The organism is Clostridioides sp. LIBA-7602 (genome assembly GCF_056688945.1).
On sequence record NZ_CP196993.1, the window covers coordinates 97960 to 118030 of the forward strand.

Below are 20071 nucleotides of genomic sequence, written 5' to 3' on the forward strand. Positions count from 1 at the left end.
GTTCTTATATTTGTTAATAGAATATAAGAATATAATATAGTCAGAGCCTATAGAAATATAGGATTACTTGGATTATCAATCAGCTAAAATTATGCGTACTAATTATGAAGGAAATACATTCCCACCTATGGGTTGTAGAAGTCATCTTAGCACATATAAAGATAAAAATGAAAATTATAAATGGTATGGAAGATTCAATCAAGGTGTAATATCTTTAAATTTACCTCAAATTGCAATAGTAGCTGATAAGAATATGGATTTATTTTGGAAGATATTAGACCAAAGATTAGAATTGTGCAAAGAAGCTCTTTTAACTAGACATAACATGCTAAAAGGAACACTCTCAGATGTATCACCTATACATTGGCAACACGGAGCTATAGCTAGACTTGAAAAAGGAGAGAAGATAGATAGACTTTTAGAAAATGGATACTCAACTTTAAGCCTTGGATATGTAGGAATATATGAAATGGTTCAAGCTATGTTATGTATAAGTCATACAGAAGAAGAAGGAGAAAAATTTGCATTAGATGTTATGAAATACATGAAAAATAAATGTGAGGAATGGAAAGAGGAAACTAAATTAGGATTTGGTTTATATGGGTCTCCCGCAGAAAATTTAGTATATAGATTTTGCAGGATAGATAAACAAAAGTTTGGTGAGATAAAAAATGTAACAGATAAATTATATTATACAAATAGTTATCATGTTCATGTTTGTGAAGAAATAGATGCTTTTAGTAAATTAAAATTTGAATCTCAGTTTCATAGTATAAGTTCAGGGGGATGTATTTCATATGTGGAAGTTCCTGATATGAGCAGAAATCTTGAAGCAGTTGAACAAATCATAAATTACATATATCATAATATTCAATATGCAGAGATAAATACAAAGCCAGACATATGTTATAAGTGTGGATACACTGGAGAAATAAAACTAGATGAAAATTTAACTTGGTATTGTCCATCATGCGGAAATAGAGATGAGACTGAAATGCAGGTTATGAGAAGGACTTGTGGTTATATAGGAACTAACTTTTGGAATAAAGGTCGTACTCAAGAAATAGGAGACAGAGTACTTCATTTATAAGAAAGGGTTATGAATATGAAATATGCTGAAATAAGAAAGTTTGATGTATCAAATGCACCAGGAGTAAGAACAACACTCTTTGTATCTGGATGTACCCATAATTGTAAGGGATGTTTTAATAAAGATTTACAAGATTTTAATTACGGAGATGTATGGTCTAATAAAGTGGAAGATAAGATTATTTTATATCTAAAAAATGATAATATAGTAGGTTTAAATATATTAGGTGGAGAACCATTGCAACAAATAAAGGATAATGATTTAATTGATTTTTTAAAAAGAGTTAAAATAGAGACGAATAAAAATATCTGGCTTTGGTCAGGTTACTTGTTTGAAGAAATATTAAGAGATCTATCAAGAAAAATATTTTTAGATTATATTGATGTTTTAATAGATGGTAAATTTGACATTTCAAAAAGAGACATTTCATTAAAATATAGAGGCTCATCAAATCAAAGAGTTATAGAGGTTCAAAAATCATTAAAAGAAAATCAGATAGTATTATATAAATAAGAGGGATATCTTTCCCTCTTTGGAGGTGATTGATTTGACTAAAAAAGAATTCACAAATAAATTTCTAAAGGAGCAATTCAAAAAAAAGAAATTTTTAGATTATGAATTTGAAAATTTCAAAATGAATAGAAGATTTAGTGAATGGAAAAAGAATAAAAAACATTAAAATATTTAAGTGGAGATAGAATTTGTTAAAAGAGACTTTGAGGTAGAGGTGATTAATTGAGATATAATAATTATCATAGCCATAAAATATACTCAAATATTAGAACCTTAGATGTAATTACCAAGCCACAACAATATATAGATAGGGCAATAGAGCTTGGCCATACTACATATTTTACAACAGAACATGGATATCAAGGAAATGTACATGAAGCAAAAACTTTATGTGATAAAAGCAATTTAAAAATGATTGTTGGAGCAGAATTTTACTATGTAAATAATATAAATGAGAAAGATAGAGGAAATTATCATCTAATAATAATTGCTAAAAATAATAATGGCTATAAGCAAATAAATAAAGCTTTAAGTTTAGCTAATACAAATGGGTATTACTATAAACCTAGAATAGATGAAAAGATACTATTTGAGATATTTAAACCAGAGGATGTGGTTATTACTACTGCATGTGTAGCTGGAGTATTAAAACTTGAAAATAGAGAAGAACTAATAATAAAACTAAAGAGCCATTTCAAAGGTAATTTCTTTCTTGAAGTGCAATCCCACCCTCATAAAACTCAAGCTTTACATAACAAAGATGTTTTAGCGTTAAGTAACAAATATAATATAGATATAATACATGCCAATGATAGCCATTATATTTATCCAGAAGAATCAAAATATAGAACTAAATTTCTTAAAGCTAAAGGTATAAATTATCCTGAAGAAGATGGATTTATTTTAGATTATCCAAGTTCAGATGATATATTTAAAAGATATGAAAAACAAAATGTATTAACAAAGCAAGAAGTTGAAATAGCATTAAAAAATACTCTAATATTTGATGAATGCGAAGAAGTCACACTGATAAATGAAGATATAAAATTGCCATCAATATCTAAAAATCCAAATAAAGAACTAAAAGAAATTTTAAATAAAGAATGGTTAAAGAAAAGAAAAAATATACCTAAAAATAGATGGAATGAATACTTAAATGCTATAAGATATGAATTTGATATTATAGAGAAAACTCATATGGAGGATTACTTTATTATAGATTATAAAATAGTTCAAAGAGCCAAACAAGAATATAATGGTCTTCTTACTAAAACGGGGAGAGGTTCAGCACCTTCATTCATAATAACTAACCTTTTAGGGCTTACTGAAATAGATAGATTAAATGCTCCAGTACCATTATTCCCTACTAGATTTATGAGTGTTGAAAGAATACTATTAGCAAAATCTTTACCAGATATAGATTTAAATGCTGAAGATGCAGAACCATTTATACAAGCAACTAGAGACTTGCTGGGAGAAGAAAATTGTGCTTGGATGATAAGTTATAAGCCGTTACAAGATGCATCAGCATTTAGATTATGGTGTAAAGCAAATGATATGAAATTATCAGAGTATGATGAAGTGGCTAAAAACCTAGATAAATATATAAATGATAATTCTTGGAGAGATATAATAAAGGAATCAAAGGTATTTGTAGGAGTTGTAGAAAGCATTTCCTTCTCACCCTGTTCTATGCTTATATATGATAAACCAATAGATGAAGAAGTAGGGCTATTAAAAACTAAGGATGGCATATGTTGTAATATAGATGGATATTATTGTGATAAATATAAGTACTTAAAAAATGATTATTTAACAGTTAAAGTATGGTCACTAATTAGAAAAACTTGTGAATTGGCAAATATTAATATTCCTACAATTGAAGAGCTGAATAGTTTATTAGATAGTAAAACCTATGAGATATATAAGAATAAATTAACTTGTACTATAAATCAAGTAGACTCAGACTATGCTACAAGTCTAGCATCTAAATACAAAATATCAAGTGTGGCTGAAACAAGTGCATTTGTAGCTAGTATTAGACCAGGGTTTGCATCTTTATTAGATAATTTTATTAATAGAAATCCATATACAACTAATGTTAAAGAACTAGATATATTATTAGAGGATAGTTACCATTACCTTATGTATCAAGAGTCTATAATGAAGTATCTAATATGGTTAGGGATAGAGGAATCTGAGAGCTATGATATTATAAAGAAAATAGCAAAAAAGAAATTTAAAGAAAAAGAGTTAAAAGAATTGCATACTAAACTAAAAAATAACTGGATTAAAAAAGTCAGAACTGAAAATAATTTCGAGGACACATGGCAAGTTGTAAATGATGCCGCCTCGTATTCCTTTAATGCTTCACATAGTCTTTCATACGCATATGACAGCTTATATTGTGCATACCTTAAGTCACATTATCCATTAGAATATTATACTGTAGCATTCAACTTATATAATGAAGATACAGAAAGAACAAGAAAATTAACAGATGAAATAAAGTATTTTGGTATTAAGTTAGAAAATCCTAAATTTAGATTCTCAAAATCTGAATACTTCTTTAATAGAGATAAAAATAGTATTTACAAGGGAATTGAATCCATTAAATTTTTAAATTCTGATATAGGAGAATATCTATATTCTCTTAAAGATAATAAATATGATTCATTTTTAGAGCTATTGAATGACTTACAAGGACATATAAACTCTAAACAATTATCTATACTAATTAAATTAGATTTATTTGAGGAATTTGGAAAGTCCAACAAACTTTTAGAAACTTATGATATCTATAACTCAATATATAGTAAAAAACAATTTAAAAAAGATAGTTTACCATGCAAAATGGAAATTATGAGGAAATATTCTAATAAAGAAACAGAAAAAATATTTAAAGAAGTTGATACAAAAAAATTATGTTCATATCTCGAAAGTCAAATTGAAAATACTGATATACCAATCAATGAAAAAATACAAGCTTATTTTGAATTTGTGGGTTCGTGTGACATAAAAGATAGTAATTCAAATCCAAGATATTGTTTAGTAATAGATATAGATACTAAATACTCTCCTAAAGTCACATTGTATAATATAAATTCAAGTAATACAAAAATTTTCAAAGTAAATAAAGCTATTTTCGAGGATAATAAAATTGGCATTTATGATTTAATATATTTAAAATCAACTAAAGAAAAAGCTAAAAGTAAAAAAGTAAATGGAAAATGGATTAAAAGTCATACAGAGACAGAATGGTGGATTCAAGAATATTGGAAAATAGAAAATTAAAAATATGACCTCGTATATGGCTTCCTAAGGCTTTGTATAAAATACTGTTTATATTTGTACATTACAATCTCAAAATGGCATATAAGAGGCAGGTGAAAGGTAGTGATTTCAATAATTATAGATGAACAAAGACACTATGATTTATTAGAAAAAAATAGAGAATTAAGTATGAAAATTGATGAATTAAATGAAGAAATACTCTTTTTGCAAAAAGAGAATAAGGAGTGTGAAGAAGTTTTAGAGAAGTGGCAAAATGTAAAAGAAGAAATTAAATCTGCATATGAAATTAGAAGAAGATTAAATAGAAAACATGGAAAGTTAGAAATGATATGGCGTAAAATCGAGGATTTATAATGGATACAAATAAAATATATGAGAAAAAAGAATATATTATTATCAAATCTAAAACTGGATATATTGTCTACAATACAAATAAAAAATTTGAAGAAGGTCATACTCATTTAAAAAGTTATAATGCTGCTAAAACAGCTATAGATTTAGTTATTAGGAGAAGAATTCCTAGAAGCTATTCTGTTTATTTTCTTACGAGTTTGATGAGAATATCTAATGATATACAGTATATAAATGATATTATGAATATAAGAAATAATAAAGGGTTAAAAGAGAAATATATAAATTCTAAAAATGTAAAAAAACTATTGAGAACTTAGAAGGTATATTATACAATATAGCTACAGATAAAATAGAGAAGGTAAAAATAAAGAAAAGATATTATTGTTGGATAAAAAAGTAATTAAAATGATAATTTTAATATGATTAGGGGGTATCTATGAGGTGTAAGAACATGCTAATAACAGGAGCTTTAATAGCTGGTAGTACAATACATGTATTTGCCAATGCAGAAGATGTTGTTAATAATAACATGAATAAGGAACTTATGGCAGGTACAGCAAGGAATATTAATTTAATGTATAAAAATGAATGGGAGAAATATAAGAATAGTTCTGAATATAAATTAGAAATTAAAAGAATTAATTTAGAAAAAGAACTAGGAATAAAAATAGAAAAACTAATTCCTGTGACATGAGAAGTAAGTTATTATACTTCTTTAAATTGTGAAAATAGTAAGTATGGAGCTGTGACGGCTACAGGAGAAAATTTACAATATGGTTTTGTGGCCAATAATCATCTTAAATTTGGAACTAAAATATTAGTTGATGGAAATTTAAAACTTGTTAAAGATAGAGGCTCTAACAAATATTTTAGCAACTCTAATGCTATAGATGTATTTGTACCAAGATTAGATGGAGAGAATAATTATAAGTATTATAAAAGGGTGAACAATATGGGAAGACATTACAAAGAAGGCTATATTATAGTAGAAAGTTAGGAGTTGATAAATTGAATGTAAGTGGAATAAAAATGCCAGGAATTATTGATGTTTCAAACGTGTATGTTTATGGAATTAAAGAAAGTATAATTGCAAGTGGTTATCCGATGTATGAACAACAGGTAATAGATATGAAAAAAGTAAACATTTCAGAAAAAGATTTAAAACGAGCAAATCAATTAGGCAAATCAAAACAAGGTTCAGGTCATGATTGCTTTTCTAAAGGGATAATAGTCCAAATGGATTTACAATGGTCAGAATATATGTGGAGACAATGGGACAGATATCATCATAACGATTATGTTTCAAGTCAAAGTAAAATGCATAGATTATCTAAATTTAATCTTAATGATATGTGTAATAAATATGTTGATAAAAATACAATAAGTTTTCTAAGTGAGTTAATTCATGAGTATAATAACTTTGAAGAATTGAAATTGAATAACTCTAATAATATTATTCTCAGAAATGGAGAAAAAGTCGAAGCCACAAAAGAAAATCTTTGGAAAATAATAATATCAAATTGTCCATCTGGTTTAATGTTAACTGCAAGAGTTACATTAAATTATCTACAAATAAAATCTATGATAAGTCAAAGAGAAAATCATAAAATGGAAGAATGGAGATTCTTATGTGATTTTTTTAAAACATTACCAAAATATAAAGACTTAATGATGTAATAAGTTTTGTTAGCAATTAAATTTTAAATATAAAGGAGAAGTGTGAATGGCAGAAAAAAGAATAAACTATAATCAAGTATTTGTATCAGGAGAAGTTTTAGATATATTAAATATAGCTAGAATGAATGAAGGAACTGGCCAAGAAGTAATAAGATTTACTTTAAAAGTTGAAACGGCACCAAATGAATCAGTGAATGTAGACTACTTTACATCAATGTTTAAGTCAGATGGCTCACCAAATCAAATGTTTTTAGGGATAGAGACAATCGCTAATGAAATAAAAACTAGAGCAGAAAATGGAAAAGGAGATATAGTTAGATGTGTTTGTTCATTAGATAATAACTTATACTATAAAGATGGTGAAAAGAAAGAGAGATTCCAGATATCAGGAACTTTTTGCAACAGAGAAAAATATGATGACAAAGGTAATCCACTTGATGACAAGGGAGAAATAGTAAAACCAATAAAGGCAAGTCAAGTTTGGAGAGTATATACATTAATTGAAAATATAGAAGAAAAAAAAGATGACTTAGGTGAGTACTTAGAGATTAAGGGTCTAATTAATAAGTATGGTAAGCAAGGTTGCAATCTGACATTTAGAATACATAACAAAGATATGATAGAAGGATTTAAAAGTTTATATAAGGTGGGAGATGTTGGTCTTCTTGAAGGTACAGTAAAATCTATAATTACAAGTAAATCGGCTGGCTTCGGTTCAAGAATCAAAAAAAGTGCTTTTACATTTTTAGAAATAGAAGGTGGAGACGAACCTTTGAAAGAAAGAGATGAAATATTAAGCGATAAAAATTATCCATTTACAGATAAAAACATAGAAGCAATGAAAGAAAAAATAAAAGAAAAAGATGAAAAAGAAAAACAAAGAGATATTGATAAAAATGGTAAGACAGTTGAAATAAGTGATGATGATGTACCATTCTAAATTATAAATTAAATAAACTATTAAAAGGAGAGATTGAATGGAAAATAAAGAAACTACAATTATGGATGATATTAAAAAAGTAGTGAATGAGGAAATAAAAAAGAATATATCAAATTTATATTCAGATAAGATTGAAGGATTAAAAGAAAGTGATAGCCAAATTGAAATAACAAAAGCATTAATAGCTTTCCATTTAGAGATAGAGTCAATTCAAAAAGACAATACAAATCCATTTTTTAGGTCTAAATATGCAAATCTGGATACAATTCTTAAAGTAGTAAATCCATTATTAGCAAAACATGATTTAATACTAATGCAGTCAGCAGAAGATGCAGGTAATGATAAAGTCTATATAAAAACTAAACTTAAACATTCATCAGGAGAATACATAGAATCAAATTCTGCACCATTTAAACCAGCTAAGACTAATGATATACAAGCTAGAGGGGCATTAGAAACTTACTTAAGAAGATATGCAGTTCAATCAGTACTAGCATTATCATTTGAGGAAGACGATGATGGTAATTCTCTAACAAACAAATCAAAAGGCAAATCTGAAGAAGAAAATACAACAGTTAAGAAAAGTAGAGTGTAAGTAAAAAAAATGCTACCTCTTAAATGAGGTAGCAATAAATACATAGCATAAGGAGGGGAAAGTTTGAATTGTAAGTGTAAGGTTTGTAAGAAAAAATTAGATACAAAAGATGCTTATAAAGTAGAACATATTACATCTGGTGGAAATAAGCAGAATAGATATTACTGTAATGAACAGGAATATAGAGAAGAACAGCAGGACATATATTTCTGGAAACAATGTCAGCTTGGTATAGATTATATTATCGGCTATACAGTTATAAGTAATCAAAAAAATAAGATGTTACAAGAGATAATAAAAAGTGGTTATACAAGAGAAGAATTATATGACTGTATGCTTGAAAAAAAAGATGAAATCATAGAATTGCTTAACTACAGAAAAGATATAGAAGAAGAATATCCTAAATTATGCTATGTATTTACTATATTAAAAGGTTGTATTAGAGATATAACAATTAGAAATAAGCAAATAAAAGATGAAAGAGAAAATGAAAAGATATACAAAGAAAGTGAAAAATATTATGAAGTAATTGCTCCGAAAAAGGTACTTACTAATAAAAGAAAAAGTCTATTTGAAAAAATTAAAGAGGTGACTTAATGAGTGCATATGAAAAAATAACAAAGGATAGAGGTATTATAGAAACTTTAGTTTTAGGAACAATGCTAAAATCATTAACTCTTTTTAGTGAATATAAAATTAGTGAAAATGACTTCATAATAGATAAAGTAAAATTCTTTTTCTCATTAGGAAGAACAATGTCTAAAACTCATAGTGAGCTTGATGAAGCGAGTGTAGCTAAATTTATATCTTCAAATAAACTTAAATCTGAATATGAAAAATATGGTGGTTGGAATAGCTTATCATCTGCTATGGAGTATGGAAAAGAAACTAATATATCAGCATATATTGATGATTTAGCTAAAAATAATCTATTAATTGCTTTAGATAAAAGAGGTTTTAATATAACAAAAGAGATGGATCATAATGAATTAAAATTTATTCCATTTGAATTATTCCAACCTATGAGTTGTAGAGAAGTTGAAGAATTTTATGAGGGGCTAATATCTTCATGTAGTGTAAATTCCATAAAAAATAATATGAAGGTAGAAAATCTTTTACTTACCAAAGATGATAGAGAAAAATTAAAACAAAAAACTGAAGCAGGAACGTCTTATAATATCATCTTTGAATATAATGAAAAAGAAATAGGGTTAAGTTATAATGAAGAACTTAAGTATATATATAGTTTACCAATATTATCAAATAGAACTAATGGACTTGGTAAAGGTGGGGGTATAAATATAATATCTGGATTTTCAGGAATAGGAAAAACTACATTATTGTTCTTTAATTATATATTAGCTATGATATATCAGGGTGAAAAAGTAGTTATATTTGCGAATGAACAAAAATCTCAATATTTTAAAAGTATGTTAGTGTCATTTATAGCATACAACATATTTAATTATCATGATTTAGATAGAAATAAAATTGACAATGGAGACTTCACAGAGTTTGAAGAAGAGCTTATGGAAAAGATAGAAATGTTCTTAAAAGACAGAGGATTTGAAGAAAGTTTAAAATTTATATATATGGAAGAGTTTGAGATATCTGAGATATTAAGAAAAAGTAAAGAACTTGTAGCACATGAGGGATTTACTGTAATAGCAGTTGATACATTCAAGTCAGAAAATTCATCAGATGCAAATTATACAGGAAGGTTAATAGAAAACTCCAAATTACTAGATAACTTTGGAAATAAATACAATGTAATAACACTTCTATCTATGCAATTAGTAACGGCTCAAGAGAATAAAAGTTCTTACTTATCAGCTTCAGATTTAGCAGAAGCTAAAGCGGTAAAGAATGTGTGTGGATTATTAATGCTTATGAGAAAAGTAGTTAATGATTTAGAATTAGATTCAAATAATAAAAAATTCTTTTTAAAACCATATAGACTAAAATATAATAAGCTAAAAAAGACTACTGAAAGAGAGTATATTCAGTTTGATATAAAAGATTTACAAAAAGAATACAGATTATTATTTTTAAATAAGTCAAGAAGAGGTCAAGATGGAGATGTGATTCTACTAAGATTTTATGGTAAGACTGGTAGATTTGAAGAAATAGGAAGGTGTGAAAAAGTCTATAGAGGACAATTGTCATACTAGGTGATGACTATGGAAATAAAGGATTTGACTAATGAAGAGGTGATAAGTTTTATGGAATATTTAGGTTCGGACTTATCTCCTAAAAGCAATGATAGACAGTTAATATTTAATACTTGTTTATGTCATAATGGTGATTCATATAAATTATTTTATTATACAGAAAGCAAAACATTTCATTGCTATAGTTCTTGTGGTCATATAGGTAGCTTAATAGATTTATTGATACATATAAATAAATATGAATTTAAAGACGCTATTAATGAAATAAAAGATTTCTTTGGTATTTCAAATCAACCAATGCTAAGAAAAGGATTTAGAATAAGGAAAAAAGTAAAACAAATAGATAATATTAGAGATATACAAATAGAATTACTTCCTACCCCTAAAAAGCCATATATATATAAAACTTTTCAACAAGTCCCAATCGAAGAGTGGGAAAATGAAAACATATCTTTTGAGGTTCTTAAAACATATCAAATACATTATAATCCATATGAAAATCAAATAGTAATTCCACATTTCTGTTGGCATGACAAAGGTAGACCAATTGGTATTAGAGTTAGAAATTTAGATGAAGATAAAGCTAAAAGTTTTGGTAAATATATTCCATTATGGTATGACAATAAGTGCTATAATCATAGGTTAAGTCTTAACTTGTATGGGCTAAATATAAATAAACAAGCTATTAAACAAGCTAAAAAAGTAATAGTATTTGAAGGTGAAAAATCAGTATTGCAGATGGCAACTATTTATAAAAATAATCCTTCTGTAGCTATATGTGGAAGTAATTTTAGTAGAGAGCAAAAAAAGATGTTAATAGATTTAGGTATTGAAGAATTAATCATAGCTTTTGATAGGCAATTTAAAATTAAAGGAGATGAAGAATATATTGCATGGAGAGCTAAGATATATAAGTTAGTTCAAGATATTAGGGATGTGATGAAAATAAGTGTAATTTGGGATGAAGATAATATATTGGATTATAAAGATAGTCCTAGTGATTTGGGAAAATATATATTTGAAAAATTATTAAAGAGTAGGATTGATATAGATAACTTTATTAGTAAATGAAAATAGCAAATTATATTAATAGGAGATGATTATATGATACAAGAAGTTAGGCAAGAAATATTATTAAAAAATGGTGAGATATTATATACAGGTGATTTAGTAAAAATAGAGTATAAGTTGGATGAAGATGAAAAAATGAAATGTTGTACAGGAAAAATTAAGGATGTAGAAGAACTATTCATTAAATTAGATACAAGTAAGAGATATAAAGCATCTGAAATAATGATATATTCTTGGGAGTTAAAGTCAATTGGAAGGATAAGTGATAAAAATGAATAGTATGATTAATAATAAGTATAGGGCATTGTATTTATTAACTCTTTTTTTAATTCTTAATTTTATTTGTAATGTATATTTTGCAAAAAATGTCAATATTGAATATTACTTAAATTCATATTGTATATTTGAAAATGTAATGAAAATAATAATTTCTGTGGGGATTTTCTTTTCTATGATGTTGGCAGGATTTGATATAACTAATAAATTTATAAATAAGTTCAAAGAAGCTATAAAAGAAGAAAGTATAGATATAAATGCTAGCATATCTGATGAATTATATAAAGAAATTAAAAGTCAGATAGAAAAGGAAACTAGAAAGGTAAAATAGATGTCTAGAGAATTATATAGTTTTAGTAAATTAAATACATTCTATACATGTCCATTTCAATATTATCTTACATATATTAAAAATTTAGATCGAGAACAAAATTGCTATGGTTATTATGGTAATGAATTACATAGATTACTAGAAGAATTACAACAAAGAAAAATGACAAATCAAGAAGCTATTCAAAAATATAATGAAGTTATAGAATATGCAAATCTAATGGATTACAACTTTCCTACACCAAATTCAAGAATTAATTATTTAGAATGTATCTTACATTATCTAGAATATTTTGTACCAATTGAGTGTGATAAATACTGTATAGAAGAATACTTTGAGTATTATATTAATGGAATTACAATGAGGGGATACATAGATTTATATTATATAATAGGTAATAAAGTTTATGTTATAGATTACAAATCCAGTAGTAAATTTTCTAAAAAAGACTTACATAAAAAATCAATGCAGCTTATCTTATACGCAATGTATCTTAAAGAAAAATATCCAGATAAAATAATTGAATATGTAGCCTTTGATATGTGCAAGTACATTAAAAATGAAAAAGGAGTATTAATTGAAAGAAATAAGATTGATAATATAAGAAATTACGAAAGAGCTATAGTGAAAATTAAATATACTAAAGCATTAGAACAACAATTAATTGCCTTTGTTACTGATACAGTTAAACAGATAAAACAGCTAGATTTCAACGATGAGAGTGTTTGGTGCAAAAACGATGACAAAAGTAATCAGTTTTTTTGTAAAACCCTATGTTCTCATTATGGAAAAGGTTGCAAATATAATGTAAATAAAGGTTTTAGAAAATCTAAATCACAATAAAATATGAATTTTAATAAGATTGGAGAGTACTCAATGAATATACCAAAAGAAGTAAAAGTAGGGGGATTGTTTTATAAAATAGAGGAGACTGAAGAGCCTATTCTAGTAAACAATCAATTATGTTATGGATTAGCAGATTATGGAACTGAAACAATAAAGTTATCTAATAATCTACAATCACAAAGAGTAAAAGAAGCTACATTTTTACATGAGCTATTTCATTGTATATTTAGAGATAGATGTATAGAGAGTGAAGATGAGGAATATTTAGTAGATGTATTAAGTAAAGGGCTTCATCAAGTGATTATTGATAATCCTAATGTGTTTGAATGTAAGGTAGAACTATAAATATGAAAAAATTAAAAAATATGTTTGTATTTTTAGGATATTCAGGTTCAGGCAAAGACAGTATAGTAAGTGAAATCTCAAAGCAATTCAATATTCCAATTCTAATATCACATACAACAAGACCTCCTCGTAATTACTTAGAAATCATCAATAAAGCATATCATTTTGTAGATAATAATTTCTTTAAGGAAGAAAAAAGTAACTTTATTGAAATGAGAAAATATATAGTTCATGATGGCAGCACTTGGTTATATGGTATACATAAGTCTGAATTAAAGAATAAAAAATATGCTTTGACTATAGTAGATGCAAGTGGATATAAGGCACTAGAAAAATATTTTATGGGAACAAAAACTAAGTTAGCACCATTTTTTATAAATACAGATGAAATTGCATTAAGAAAAAGGCTTATTAGTAGAGGTGATAATTTTAAGGAAATTGAGAGAAGATTAAAAGATGATAAATTTAAATTTAAAGACTTTCTAAATAATGAAAATTATATTGCAATACCAAACAATACTAACCTAATTAATGCAGTAGAGCAAGTTAAAATACATATGAAAGAGGGAATCGAATGGTTTTAGCCTTAGATGTATCCATGTCCTCAACTGGATGGGCAGTTATAAATAGAAATAAAAAAGTATTAGAATATGGAAAAATAACAACCAAAAAGGATAAATTCAAGTCTGAAGATGAGCGAATGTGCTATATCTGTAATACTATTCAAGAGTTAATTATAACTTATAATATTCAAATAGTCTTAGTTGAAGACCAATTCACTTCCAGAAATTCTAAAACAATTCTTAGTTTAAGAAAACTCTTAGGAGCAATAATGAGAACTGTTAAATTAAATAATATAGAGATTGAATATATGTATCCAGTTTCTATTAGAAAATATCTTATGAATAATGGTAAGGCTAAAAAAGAAGAAGTGGCTACATATATAAGAAAAAATATAATTGATGTTGGAGAATACATTGATAGGAATTGTAAGGTAAAGACAAGCGATATATATGATGCTATAGCTCTTGGAATAGCTTATTTAAATAAAATAAATTTTAAATAAAAGGAGAAGTAATTGATGAGTATAAATATCAAAATAAAAAAATTAAGTCAAAATTCAATAGTCCCATCTTATGCAAAAAATGGTGATAGTGGTATTGATTTATATACGATAGAAGATACAATAATTTATGCTAAATCAGCAGTAGCAATTTCTACAGGTATAGCACTAGAAATTCCATATGGATATGAAATGCAAGTTAGACCAAGAAGTGGCATAAGTTTAAATGGTATAGAATATATAAAAGATGAGAAAGTATCTTGTACTGGAAATAAAATAAAAAACGATATTATTATTTTCAATGAAGGAGAAAATAATAGAGTATATCCAACCATAAGATTTGGTACAGTGGATTCAGGCTATAGAGGTGAAATTAAAATAATTACATATAATGAAGAACAATTTGATATTTTAATTCCTAAACATACTAAATTAGCTCAAGGTGTATTTCAACAAGTACCAAGAGCTATTTTAAAAGTTGTAGATGAATTGAACATTTCTGAAAGAGGAAATGATGGATTTGGAAGTACTGGTATAAAGAAATATGAATAAATATATAATATTGGAAAAATATAATTATTACTATGATGACAAGTGTCATACTTTATATCATTTAGAAAATATCTATACAGGATTAAGATTTTCTATTGAAAAAGTGAAGTTAGAGTACTATAATATATGCTAGACTGACTTTGGGAGGAATATTAAATGTACAGATATGATGATTATGTAAATTTAATAAATGACTTAGAATTACCAAAAGAAATTAGGAATAAATGTGTTAGAGTTATAATGACACTAGAGAACATGCAGGATATTATAGTAGTATATAAGTTTAAGACTTATGTAATTAATGAAAAATATATTGAAAAAGTAGCATAAAATAATTGAGTCATCTATTAATTTAGATGACTTTTTTGTATTTATGTACTACTATTTAGATAAAGGTTAATTTAAACAAATGAGGGGGATATTATAATGAAATTACCAAAAAAATTATTATCAGTGGGGTTATTTATAACAATGTTAATAGTTAGTTCTCCAAAACAATCTTATGCACTTGATTCAGTTGAAGAATTTTCTATATCTTCAGTTTATGAAACAGCAGGTTTAATAGCAGATAAACAAAATTATGATACTGCTATACTTGTTAATCTAAGTGACTCTATAGCAGATGGATTAAGTTCAAGTGGATTATCTGGAGTATTAAATGCACCAATTCTTTTATCTGAAGATGATAGTATTCCAGATGCAACAATGAATAGACTAAATAAAATAAAAAAAGTTTATTTAATAGGTGGGGTAAAATCTATAAATAAATCGGTAGAGGACATGCTTATATCTAAAGGATTTAAGGTAATAAGAATAGAAGGGAAAGACAGAATAGATACAAGTTATAATGTTGCGAGAGAAATAAATTCTAAACAAAAAGTTAGTACTGTTATGTTGACAAATGCATATAAAGGAGAGCCAGATGCAATAAGTATAGCTTCAGTAGCAGCAAGAGATAAAGCAGCAATAATATTAACAGATGGTAAGAATGTTCCATTTTCAACTAGTGGAGTAAAAACATATGCTATTGGTGGTACTGCATCAATAAATGATGAAGTAGTTAAAAATACAAATGCTACTAGATTAGGTGGAAGTGATAGATTTGATACAAATAAAAAAATAATAAATAAATTTTACAGTGGGGTTAAAGAATTTTATGTAGCTAATTCTAAAAATTTAACTAATGCACTTTTAGCATCTTCTTTAAAAAATCCTGTAGTTATAGTTGATAATAATAGCAATAAATCAATTTTAAAAAATGCAACTAAAATTACAACTTTTGGAGAGGTAGGACAAGATTTAGTTGAAGAATGTTTAAATATTACTAATGGAATTGGAGATATTAACACAGGTGTAGTTAAAAAAACTAGACTTGAAGAAGCGGAAGTATTAGCAAAAAAATGGTATAAATGTTATGAAATTGATGATATAAATAATATACCATACGATGGAGCATACCTAGTTGATGATAATTATAAATATGGAAATAATTATTATTATGTTTTTAGTTATGTATCTGATGGTCAAGAATATTCTGAACGTCTATGTATAAATAAAAATAATATATCAGAGTTTAAACTTTTATATGAAGATTTACATATTGAAAAAGTGGTATCATTCAAAAATGCTGAAGATTTAGTAAGAGACTTATTTATGAAAGAACATGGATTTTTACCAAACCATATAGAAGCTCAGTATATGGAAAATAATACGCAAATATATGTTCGTCCATTTAATACATATATAGATATGAATGGTATGGAACATAATGCAGGTGGTTATAAACCATATTTAGTAAACATTTATACAGGTGAAATATCAGAATATACGTATACTGAATAATCCAATTAATCAACTGCTTATTAGAGTAGTTGATTTTTTCTATATATTTGCTTAAGTAACTTTTTAAATAATATAAATTAGTTTAACACTATCACTTAAGGCATATATAGCTGCTATAATTAAAGTATATGTCGAAAGGTAGATGGTGAGGATGTTTAAGGAAATATTTGAAAAAGTATTTATGTCAGAAGAAATTAGTCAAACTGTAAAGGAAGTCAGTGATATTGTGAAGGATACTAAGATACAAGTAAAGGGTGGATTTGGAGAACTTAGATTAGATTTTATACTTAGCAAATTAGACAAGGATTACATAGTAATTAAAGATATTATTATACCAGGCTCAAATAAAACCACACAAATTGATAGTATTGCAATTTCTGTATATGGAATATTTGTTATAGAATGTAAAAATTTTAGTGGCTATATTTATGGAAATGATAAAGATAAAGTATGGACTCAAATTGTAGGAAAGGCTAAAAATACATTCTATAATCCAGTAAGACAAAACTATGCTCATATCAAAGCAATAGAAAACATAATAGGAGATGAATATAATATATATTCAATAATTGTTTTTTCAGACAAAGCTACTTTAAAAAATGTAACTATAAATGGCAATAATGTTATAGTCATAAATGAAAGTGAAATATTAAGTACAATAAGTAAATACAAAGATATGACTATTAATAGAGAGGAGATAAAAATAATCAGAGATAAAATTTTTGATTGTATGAAAGCTATTAATCAAAACACTAGAGAGCATGTTAGAAATTTAAAAAATATTACTGAGGAAGATAAATGTCCAAGATGTCAAAAAGGGAACCTGACAAAAAGGAAAGGACAGTATGGTGAATTTTGGGGTTGTAGTGAATTTCCAAAATGCAAATATACTAGAAAATAATACATTTATATATTGAAATAAAATAAGACTTCACTCTAATTAGAATAAAGTCTTATTTTATTATTTGTTGGGATTTTCTTTTTTATTAATATGGGCTAAATAATAACTGTCATCAAAAATAATTAATATACATTCTAAAATTATTATAAAATTTCCGATTCCATATATAGTCCAATACTCTTTAAACAAATAATTTCCGTTAAAAATTCTATTTACAAGAGGTGCTGAAAAATAAATAGTTCCAAAGATAGATATTAATATCATAATAACTATAAATAGTAAGTTCTTTTTAAAGCTATGTCTTTTTTCTCCTCTTTTTAATGAAAGTACTAGTACCAAACTTGATATTGCAAAAGGGCAATAACGGTTTGAAGTATCATAATAATTTTCAATTTTTATTTGCATAAAAAGGTCTATAAATACATGAATTGCTACTGTTAAAATAGTTATGGTTGACAATATGTTTCCTTGTCTAATTTTTTTATTTAATTTAAATTCATTAATTTTACTTTTTAAATTTCTTTGAGATATATTTTCATCAGGTTTTAAGATGGATTTACATTTAGGACATATAGTTGTAGTATCATCAAATTCTAAATTACAGTTTTTACAATACATAAGTATTTATGCTTTTTTCTCCATATACATTCCATTCTCTTCCATCCATAAGTTAAATCTTTCTGCTTTTCTTGCACTTCTAGAGTATTGTAGTGCAGCATAATTAGCCTTATCAAATATGTCTTTAATAACCATGCTATATAAGTTTACTTCTGCTAACATCGCCATAACTGGAGGAGTAAATGTTAGTGCTGAGAACACTAATCCAAGCACCATATATCCTATTTGTTCATTGTAGTCTTTATATTTTATTTTCATACTACCTTGTACATCTTCAATTATAGCTTCAGGTGTATCATGTTTAGAATAGGCATCTTTGAAAAATACAAACATGTCATTTTCAACCATAGATTTTACAGATTTCACATCTATACCAAATGATATTATATCAGTTGTTGTTTTAACCACTGAAGCTTTTTCTTTAGCAAGTGTTGTATATAATGAAGGTAAGTCACCTTTTAATGCTATTAAATTTGTTATAACAGAACGCATAGAATTAGCACTTCTAAAAGCAGAACCTCTGCTTAAATATCTGTCATAAGCTTCTCTGTCATATTTAGTTATATATGTACATAAACCTTCTTCATAATTATTTCCTTCAAAATCTACAAAGTGAGATAAATACATGTATACTACCTCATCATTATACTTTGGTGCTCCTACTTCTTGATTTTTTCTAGCTGCTGACATTGCATATGATAATTGACTTGCATTAGTCGTATGTTTAATGGGTTCTTCACTATAAGTCTTAGGGACGTCCATATTTTTTTCTAAATATGAATTACATTTTTGTATGAAATTACTTCCTTTAGGTGTCAAATCTTTTAATTCACCAACTGAGATACCAATATCTTTTAATACATTACTGTATTCCTCTGATGCAGTAAGTACATCTGCAACAGTGTTCATATCCATATCTGAAGATTTTGCAGATACAGCATATGAATTTACTGTTGTTGATACAAGAAAAGTAGTTGCTAGTGTTAAACTTAATACCTTTGATTTAGTTTTTTTCATTTGTTTTCCCCCTCAATGTATATTTAATTAAAGTTAGAATATTCTTGAAATTCTAACTAAAACTCAAAAGGATTTTATAAATGATATTGTAGTGATAATATGATTTATATAAAAGGACTAGCCATAGATTTAAGAGTGATAATTTAAGAAATGCATTCTATACGAGTAGTATAACATAAAAAGTTAAAGCAAGAAACATATAAAAAAAATAATATATAAATATAAATTAATGCAATGATTTATATTTATCAAATTAAAATAATCAATATAATATTTTAAATCTGATAATATTGAGCTTCTATATTCGTTTTTAAGCCATTGTAAAAATTAGTGCATATAATTTAACATATTCAAAAAATGAGAGCCTTACATTTGATATTTAAAAAAAGTATCAAACTAATAGTATAAGGCATAGAATGATGCATTCTATGTCTTATTTCTTTATAATTAAGTAATTTCAATAATTATATAAATAAAATAATTAAAAAAGTCAGTTAAAAGTCAGCTAAAATGACTATTTTTTGCCGGGTCTATATGATATAATAAATATATAAATTTCGATAGGAGGGAAGATG

General features: G+C 26.2%; 25 protein-coding genes and 1 pseudogene. 24 read left to right on the forward strand and 2 right to left on the reverse strand.

Going from position 1 to position 20071, the window contains the following annotated elements; genetic code table 11:
- Window positions 1–70: 70 nt before the first annotated feature.
- The 24 genes and pseudogenes from nrdD to ACTG45_RS21240 all read left to right on the forward strand — a co-directional run.
- Window positions 71–1090 (forward strand): annotated as a pseudogene (gene nrdD, locus ACTG45_RS21125) (anaerobic ribonucleoside-triphosphate reductase); the annotation flags it as partial.
- 15 nt (window positions 1091–1105) lie between these two features.
- Entirely contained in the window at window positions 1106–1603 is a 498-nt protein-coding gene (gene nrdG / locus ACTG45_RS21130) for an anaerobic ribonucleoside-triphosphate reductase activating protein (protein ID WP_021383028.1), read from the forward strand.
- A 34-nt stretch (window positions 1604–1637) separates the two neighbouring features.
- A complete protein-coding gene (locus ACTG45_RS21135; protein WP_021383042.1) occupies window positions 1638–1769 on the forward strand; it encodes a hypothetical protein in 132 nt (43 codons plus the stop codon).
- Window positions 1770–1825: 56 nt separating this feature from the next.
- The gene (locus tag ACTG45_RS21140) at window positions 1826–4897 is read left to right on the forward strand and encodes a PHP domain-containing protein (RefSeq protein WP_479920351.1); all 3072 of its coding nucleotides are present in this window, start codon (window positions 1826–1828) and stop codon (window positions 4895–4897) included.
- Window positions 4898–4999: 102 nt separating this feature from the next.
- Window positions 5000–5251 carry a hypothetical protein gene (locus ACTG45_RS21145; RefSeq protein WP_479920352.1) on the forward strand — a complete coding sequence of 84 codons (252 nt, stop codon included), beginning with the start codon at window positions 5000–5002 and terminating at the stop codon, window positions 5249–5251.
- On the forward strand, window positions 5251–5568 hold the full coding sequence (locus ACTG45_RS21150) for a hypothetical protein (protein WP_021383026.1): 318 nt from the start codon (window positions 5251–5253) through the stop codon (window positions 5566–5568). Before ACTG45_RS21145 ends, ACTG45_RS21150 begins: the two co-directional genes overlap by 1 nt.
- Before the next feature lie 119 nt (window positions 5569–5687).
- Complete coding sequence (locus ACTG45_RS21155) at window positions 5688–5945, forward strand: hypothetical protein (protein WP_479920353.1); 258 nt, start codon at window positions 5688–5690, stop codon at window positions 5943–5945.
- A 51-nt stretch (window positions 5946–5996) separates the two neighbouring features.
- Window positions 5997–6248: a hypothetical protein gene (locus tag ACTG45_RS21160; RefSeq protein ID WP_021383145.1), complete on the forward strand. Its 252-nt coding sequence runs from the start codon at window positions 5997–5999 to the stop codon at window positions 6246–6248.
- 11 nt (window positions 6249–6259) lie between these two features.
- The gene (locus ACTG45_RS21165; RefSeq protein WP_021383055.1) at window positions 6260–6928 is read left to right on the forward strand and encodes a hypothetical protein; all 669 of its coding nucleotides are present in this window, start codon (window positions 6260–6262) and stop codon (window positions 6926–6928) included.
- A 46-nt stretch (window positions 6929–6974) separates the two neighbouring features.
- Entirely contained in the window at window positions 6975–7868 is an 894-nt protein-coding gene (locus tag ACTG45_RS21170; RefSeq protein WP_479920354.1) for a hypothetical protein, read from the forward strand.
- A 37-nt stretch (window positions 7869–7905) separates the two neighbouring features.
- The gene (locus ACTG45_RS21175; protein ID WP_167641153.1) at window positions 7906–8463 is read left to right on the forward strand and encodes an ERF family protein; all 558 of its coding nucleotides are present in this window, start codon (window positions 7906–7908) and stop codon (window positions 8461–8463) included.
- A gap of 63 nt (window positions 8464–8526) precedes the next feature.
- The gene (locus ACTG45_RS21180; protein WP_479920355.1) at window positions 8527–9060 is read left to right on the forward strand and encodes a hypothetical protein; all 534 of its coding nucleotides are present in this window, start codon (window positions 8527–8529) and stop codon (window positions 9058–9060) included.
- Complete coding sequence (locus ACTG45_RS21185) at window positions 9060–10634, forward strand: DnaB-like helicase C-terminal domain-containing protein (RefSeq protein WP_479920356.1); 1575 nt, start codon at window positions 9060–9062, stop codon at window positions 10632–10634. The genes ACTG45_RS21180 and ACTG45_RS21185 overlap by 1 nt, the downstream gene beginning before the upstream one ends.
- 9 nt (window positions 10635–10643) lie before the next feature.
- Window positions 10644–11705, forward strand: coding sequence for a CHC2 zinc finger domain-containing protein (locus ACTG45_RS21190; RefSeq protein WP_479920357.1), 1062 nt, complete (start codon window positions 10644–10646; stop codon window positions 11703–11705).
- A 33-nt stretch (window positions 11706–11738) separates the two neighbouring features.
- Window positions 11739–11984 carry a hypothetical protein gene (locus ACTG45_RS21195; protein ID WP_021383104.1) on the forward strand — a complete coding sequence of 82 codons (246 nt, stop codon included), beginning with the start codon at window positions 11739–11741 and terminating at the stop codon, window positions 11982–11984.
- Window positions 11977–12312: a hypothetical protein gene (locus tag ACTG45_RS21200; RefSeq protein ID WP_479920358.1), complete on the forward strand. Its 336-nt coding sequence runs from the start codon at window positions 11977–11979 to the stop codon at window positions 12310–12312. The genes ACTG45_RS21195 and ACTG45_RS21200 overlap by 8 nt, the downstream gene beginning before the upstream one ends.
- The gene (locus ACTG45_RS21205) at window positions 12313–13155 is read left to right on the forward strand and encodes a PD-(D/E)XK nuclease family protein (RefSeq protein ID WP_479920359.1); all 843 of its coding nucleotides are present in this window, start codon (window positions 12313–12315) and stop codon (window positions 13153–13155) included.
- A 33-nt stretch (window positions 13156–13188) separates the two neighbouring features.
- Entirely contained in the window at window positions 13189–13503 is a 315-nt protein-coding gene (locus tag ACTG45_RS21210; protein ID WP_021383081.1) for a hypothetical protein, read from the forward strand.
- Window positions 13504–13505: 2 nt separating this feature from the next.
- Window positions 13506–14087 carry a guanylate kinase gene (locus tag ACTG45_RS21215; protein WP_479920360.1) on the forward strand — a complete coding sequence of 194 codons (582 nt, stop codon included), beginning with the start codon at window positions 13506–13508 and terminating at the stop codon, window positions 14085–14087.
- The gene (locus ACTG45_RS21220; RefSeq protein WP_227866550.1) at window positions 14078–14569 is read left to right on the forward strand and encodes a crossover junction endodeoxyribonuclease RuvC; all 492 of its coding nucleotides are present in this window, start codon (window positions 14078–14080) and stop codon (window positions 14567–14569) included. Before ACTG45_RS21215 ends, ACTG45_RS21220 begins: the two co-directional genes overlap by 10 nt.
- A gap of 15 nt (window positions 14570–14584) precedes the next feature.
- A complete protein-coding gene (locus ACTG45_RS21225; protein WP_479920361.1) occupies window positions 14585–15118 on the forward strand; it encodes a dUTP diphosphatase in 534 nt (177 codons plus the stop codon).
- Window positions 15119–15274: 156 nt separating this feature from the next.
- Window positions 15275–15448, forward strand: coding sequence for a hypothetical protein (locus tag ACTG45_RS21230; RefSeq protein ID WP_479920362.1), 174 nt, complete (start codon window positions 15275–15277; stop codon window positions 15446–15448).
- Window positions 15449–15544: 96 nt separating this feature from the next.
- Window positions 15545–16960: a cell wall-binding repeat-containing protein gene (locus ACTG45_RS21235; protein ID WP_479920363.1), complete on the forward strand. Its 1416-nt coding sequence runs from the start codon at window positions 15545–15547 to the stop codon at window positions 16958–16960.
- A gap of 151 nt (window positions 16961–17111) precedes the next feature.
- Window positions 17112–17861 (forward strand): NERD domain-containing protein, encoded by a 750-nt coding sequence (locus tag ACTG45_RS21240; protein ID WP_479920364.1) that lies wholly within the window; start codon window positions 17112–17114, stop codon window positions 17859–17861.
- A 60-nt stretch (window positions 17862–17921) separates the two neighbouring features.
- Here the strand turns inward: ACTG45_RS21240 and ACTG45_RS21245 are convergent, their stop codons facing one another.
- The gene (locus ACTG45_RS21245) at window positions 17922–18479 is read right to left on the reverse strand and encodes a hypothetical protein (RefSeq protein ID WP_479920365.1); all 558 of its coding nucleotides are present in this window, start codon (window positions 18477–18479) and stop codon (window positions 17922–17924) included.
- Between the two features lie 6 nt (window positions 18480–18485).
- Window positions 18486–19496: a hypothetical protein gene (locus ACTG45_RS21250; protein WP_479918900.1), complete on the reverse strand. Its 1011-nt coding sequence runs from the start codon at window positions 19494–19496 to the stop codon at window positions 18486–18488.
- Between the last annotated feature and the right edge of the window lie 575 nt (window positions 19497–20071).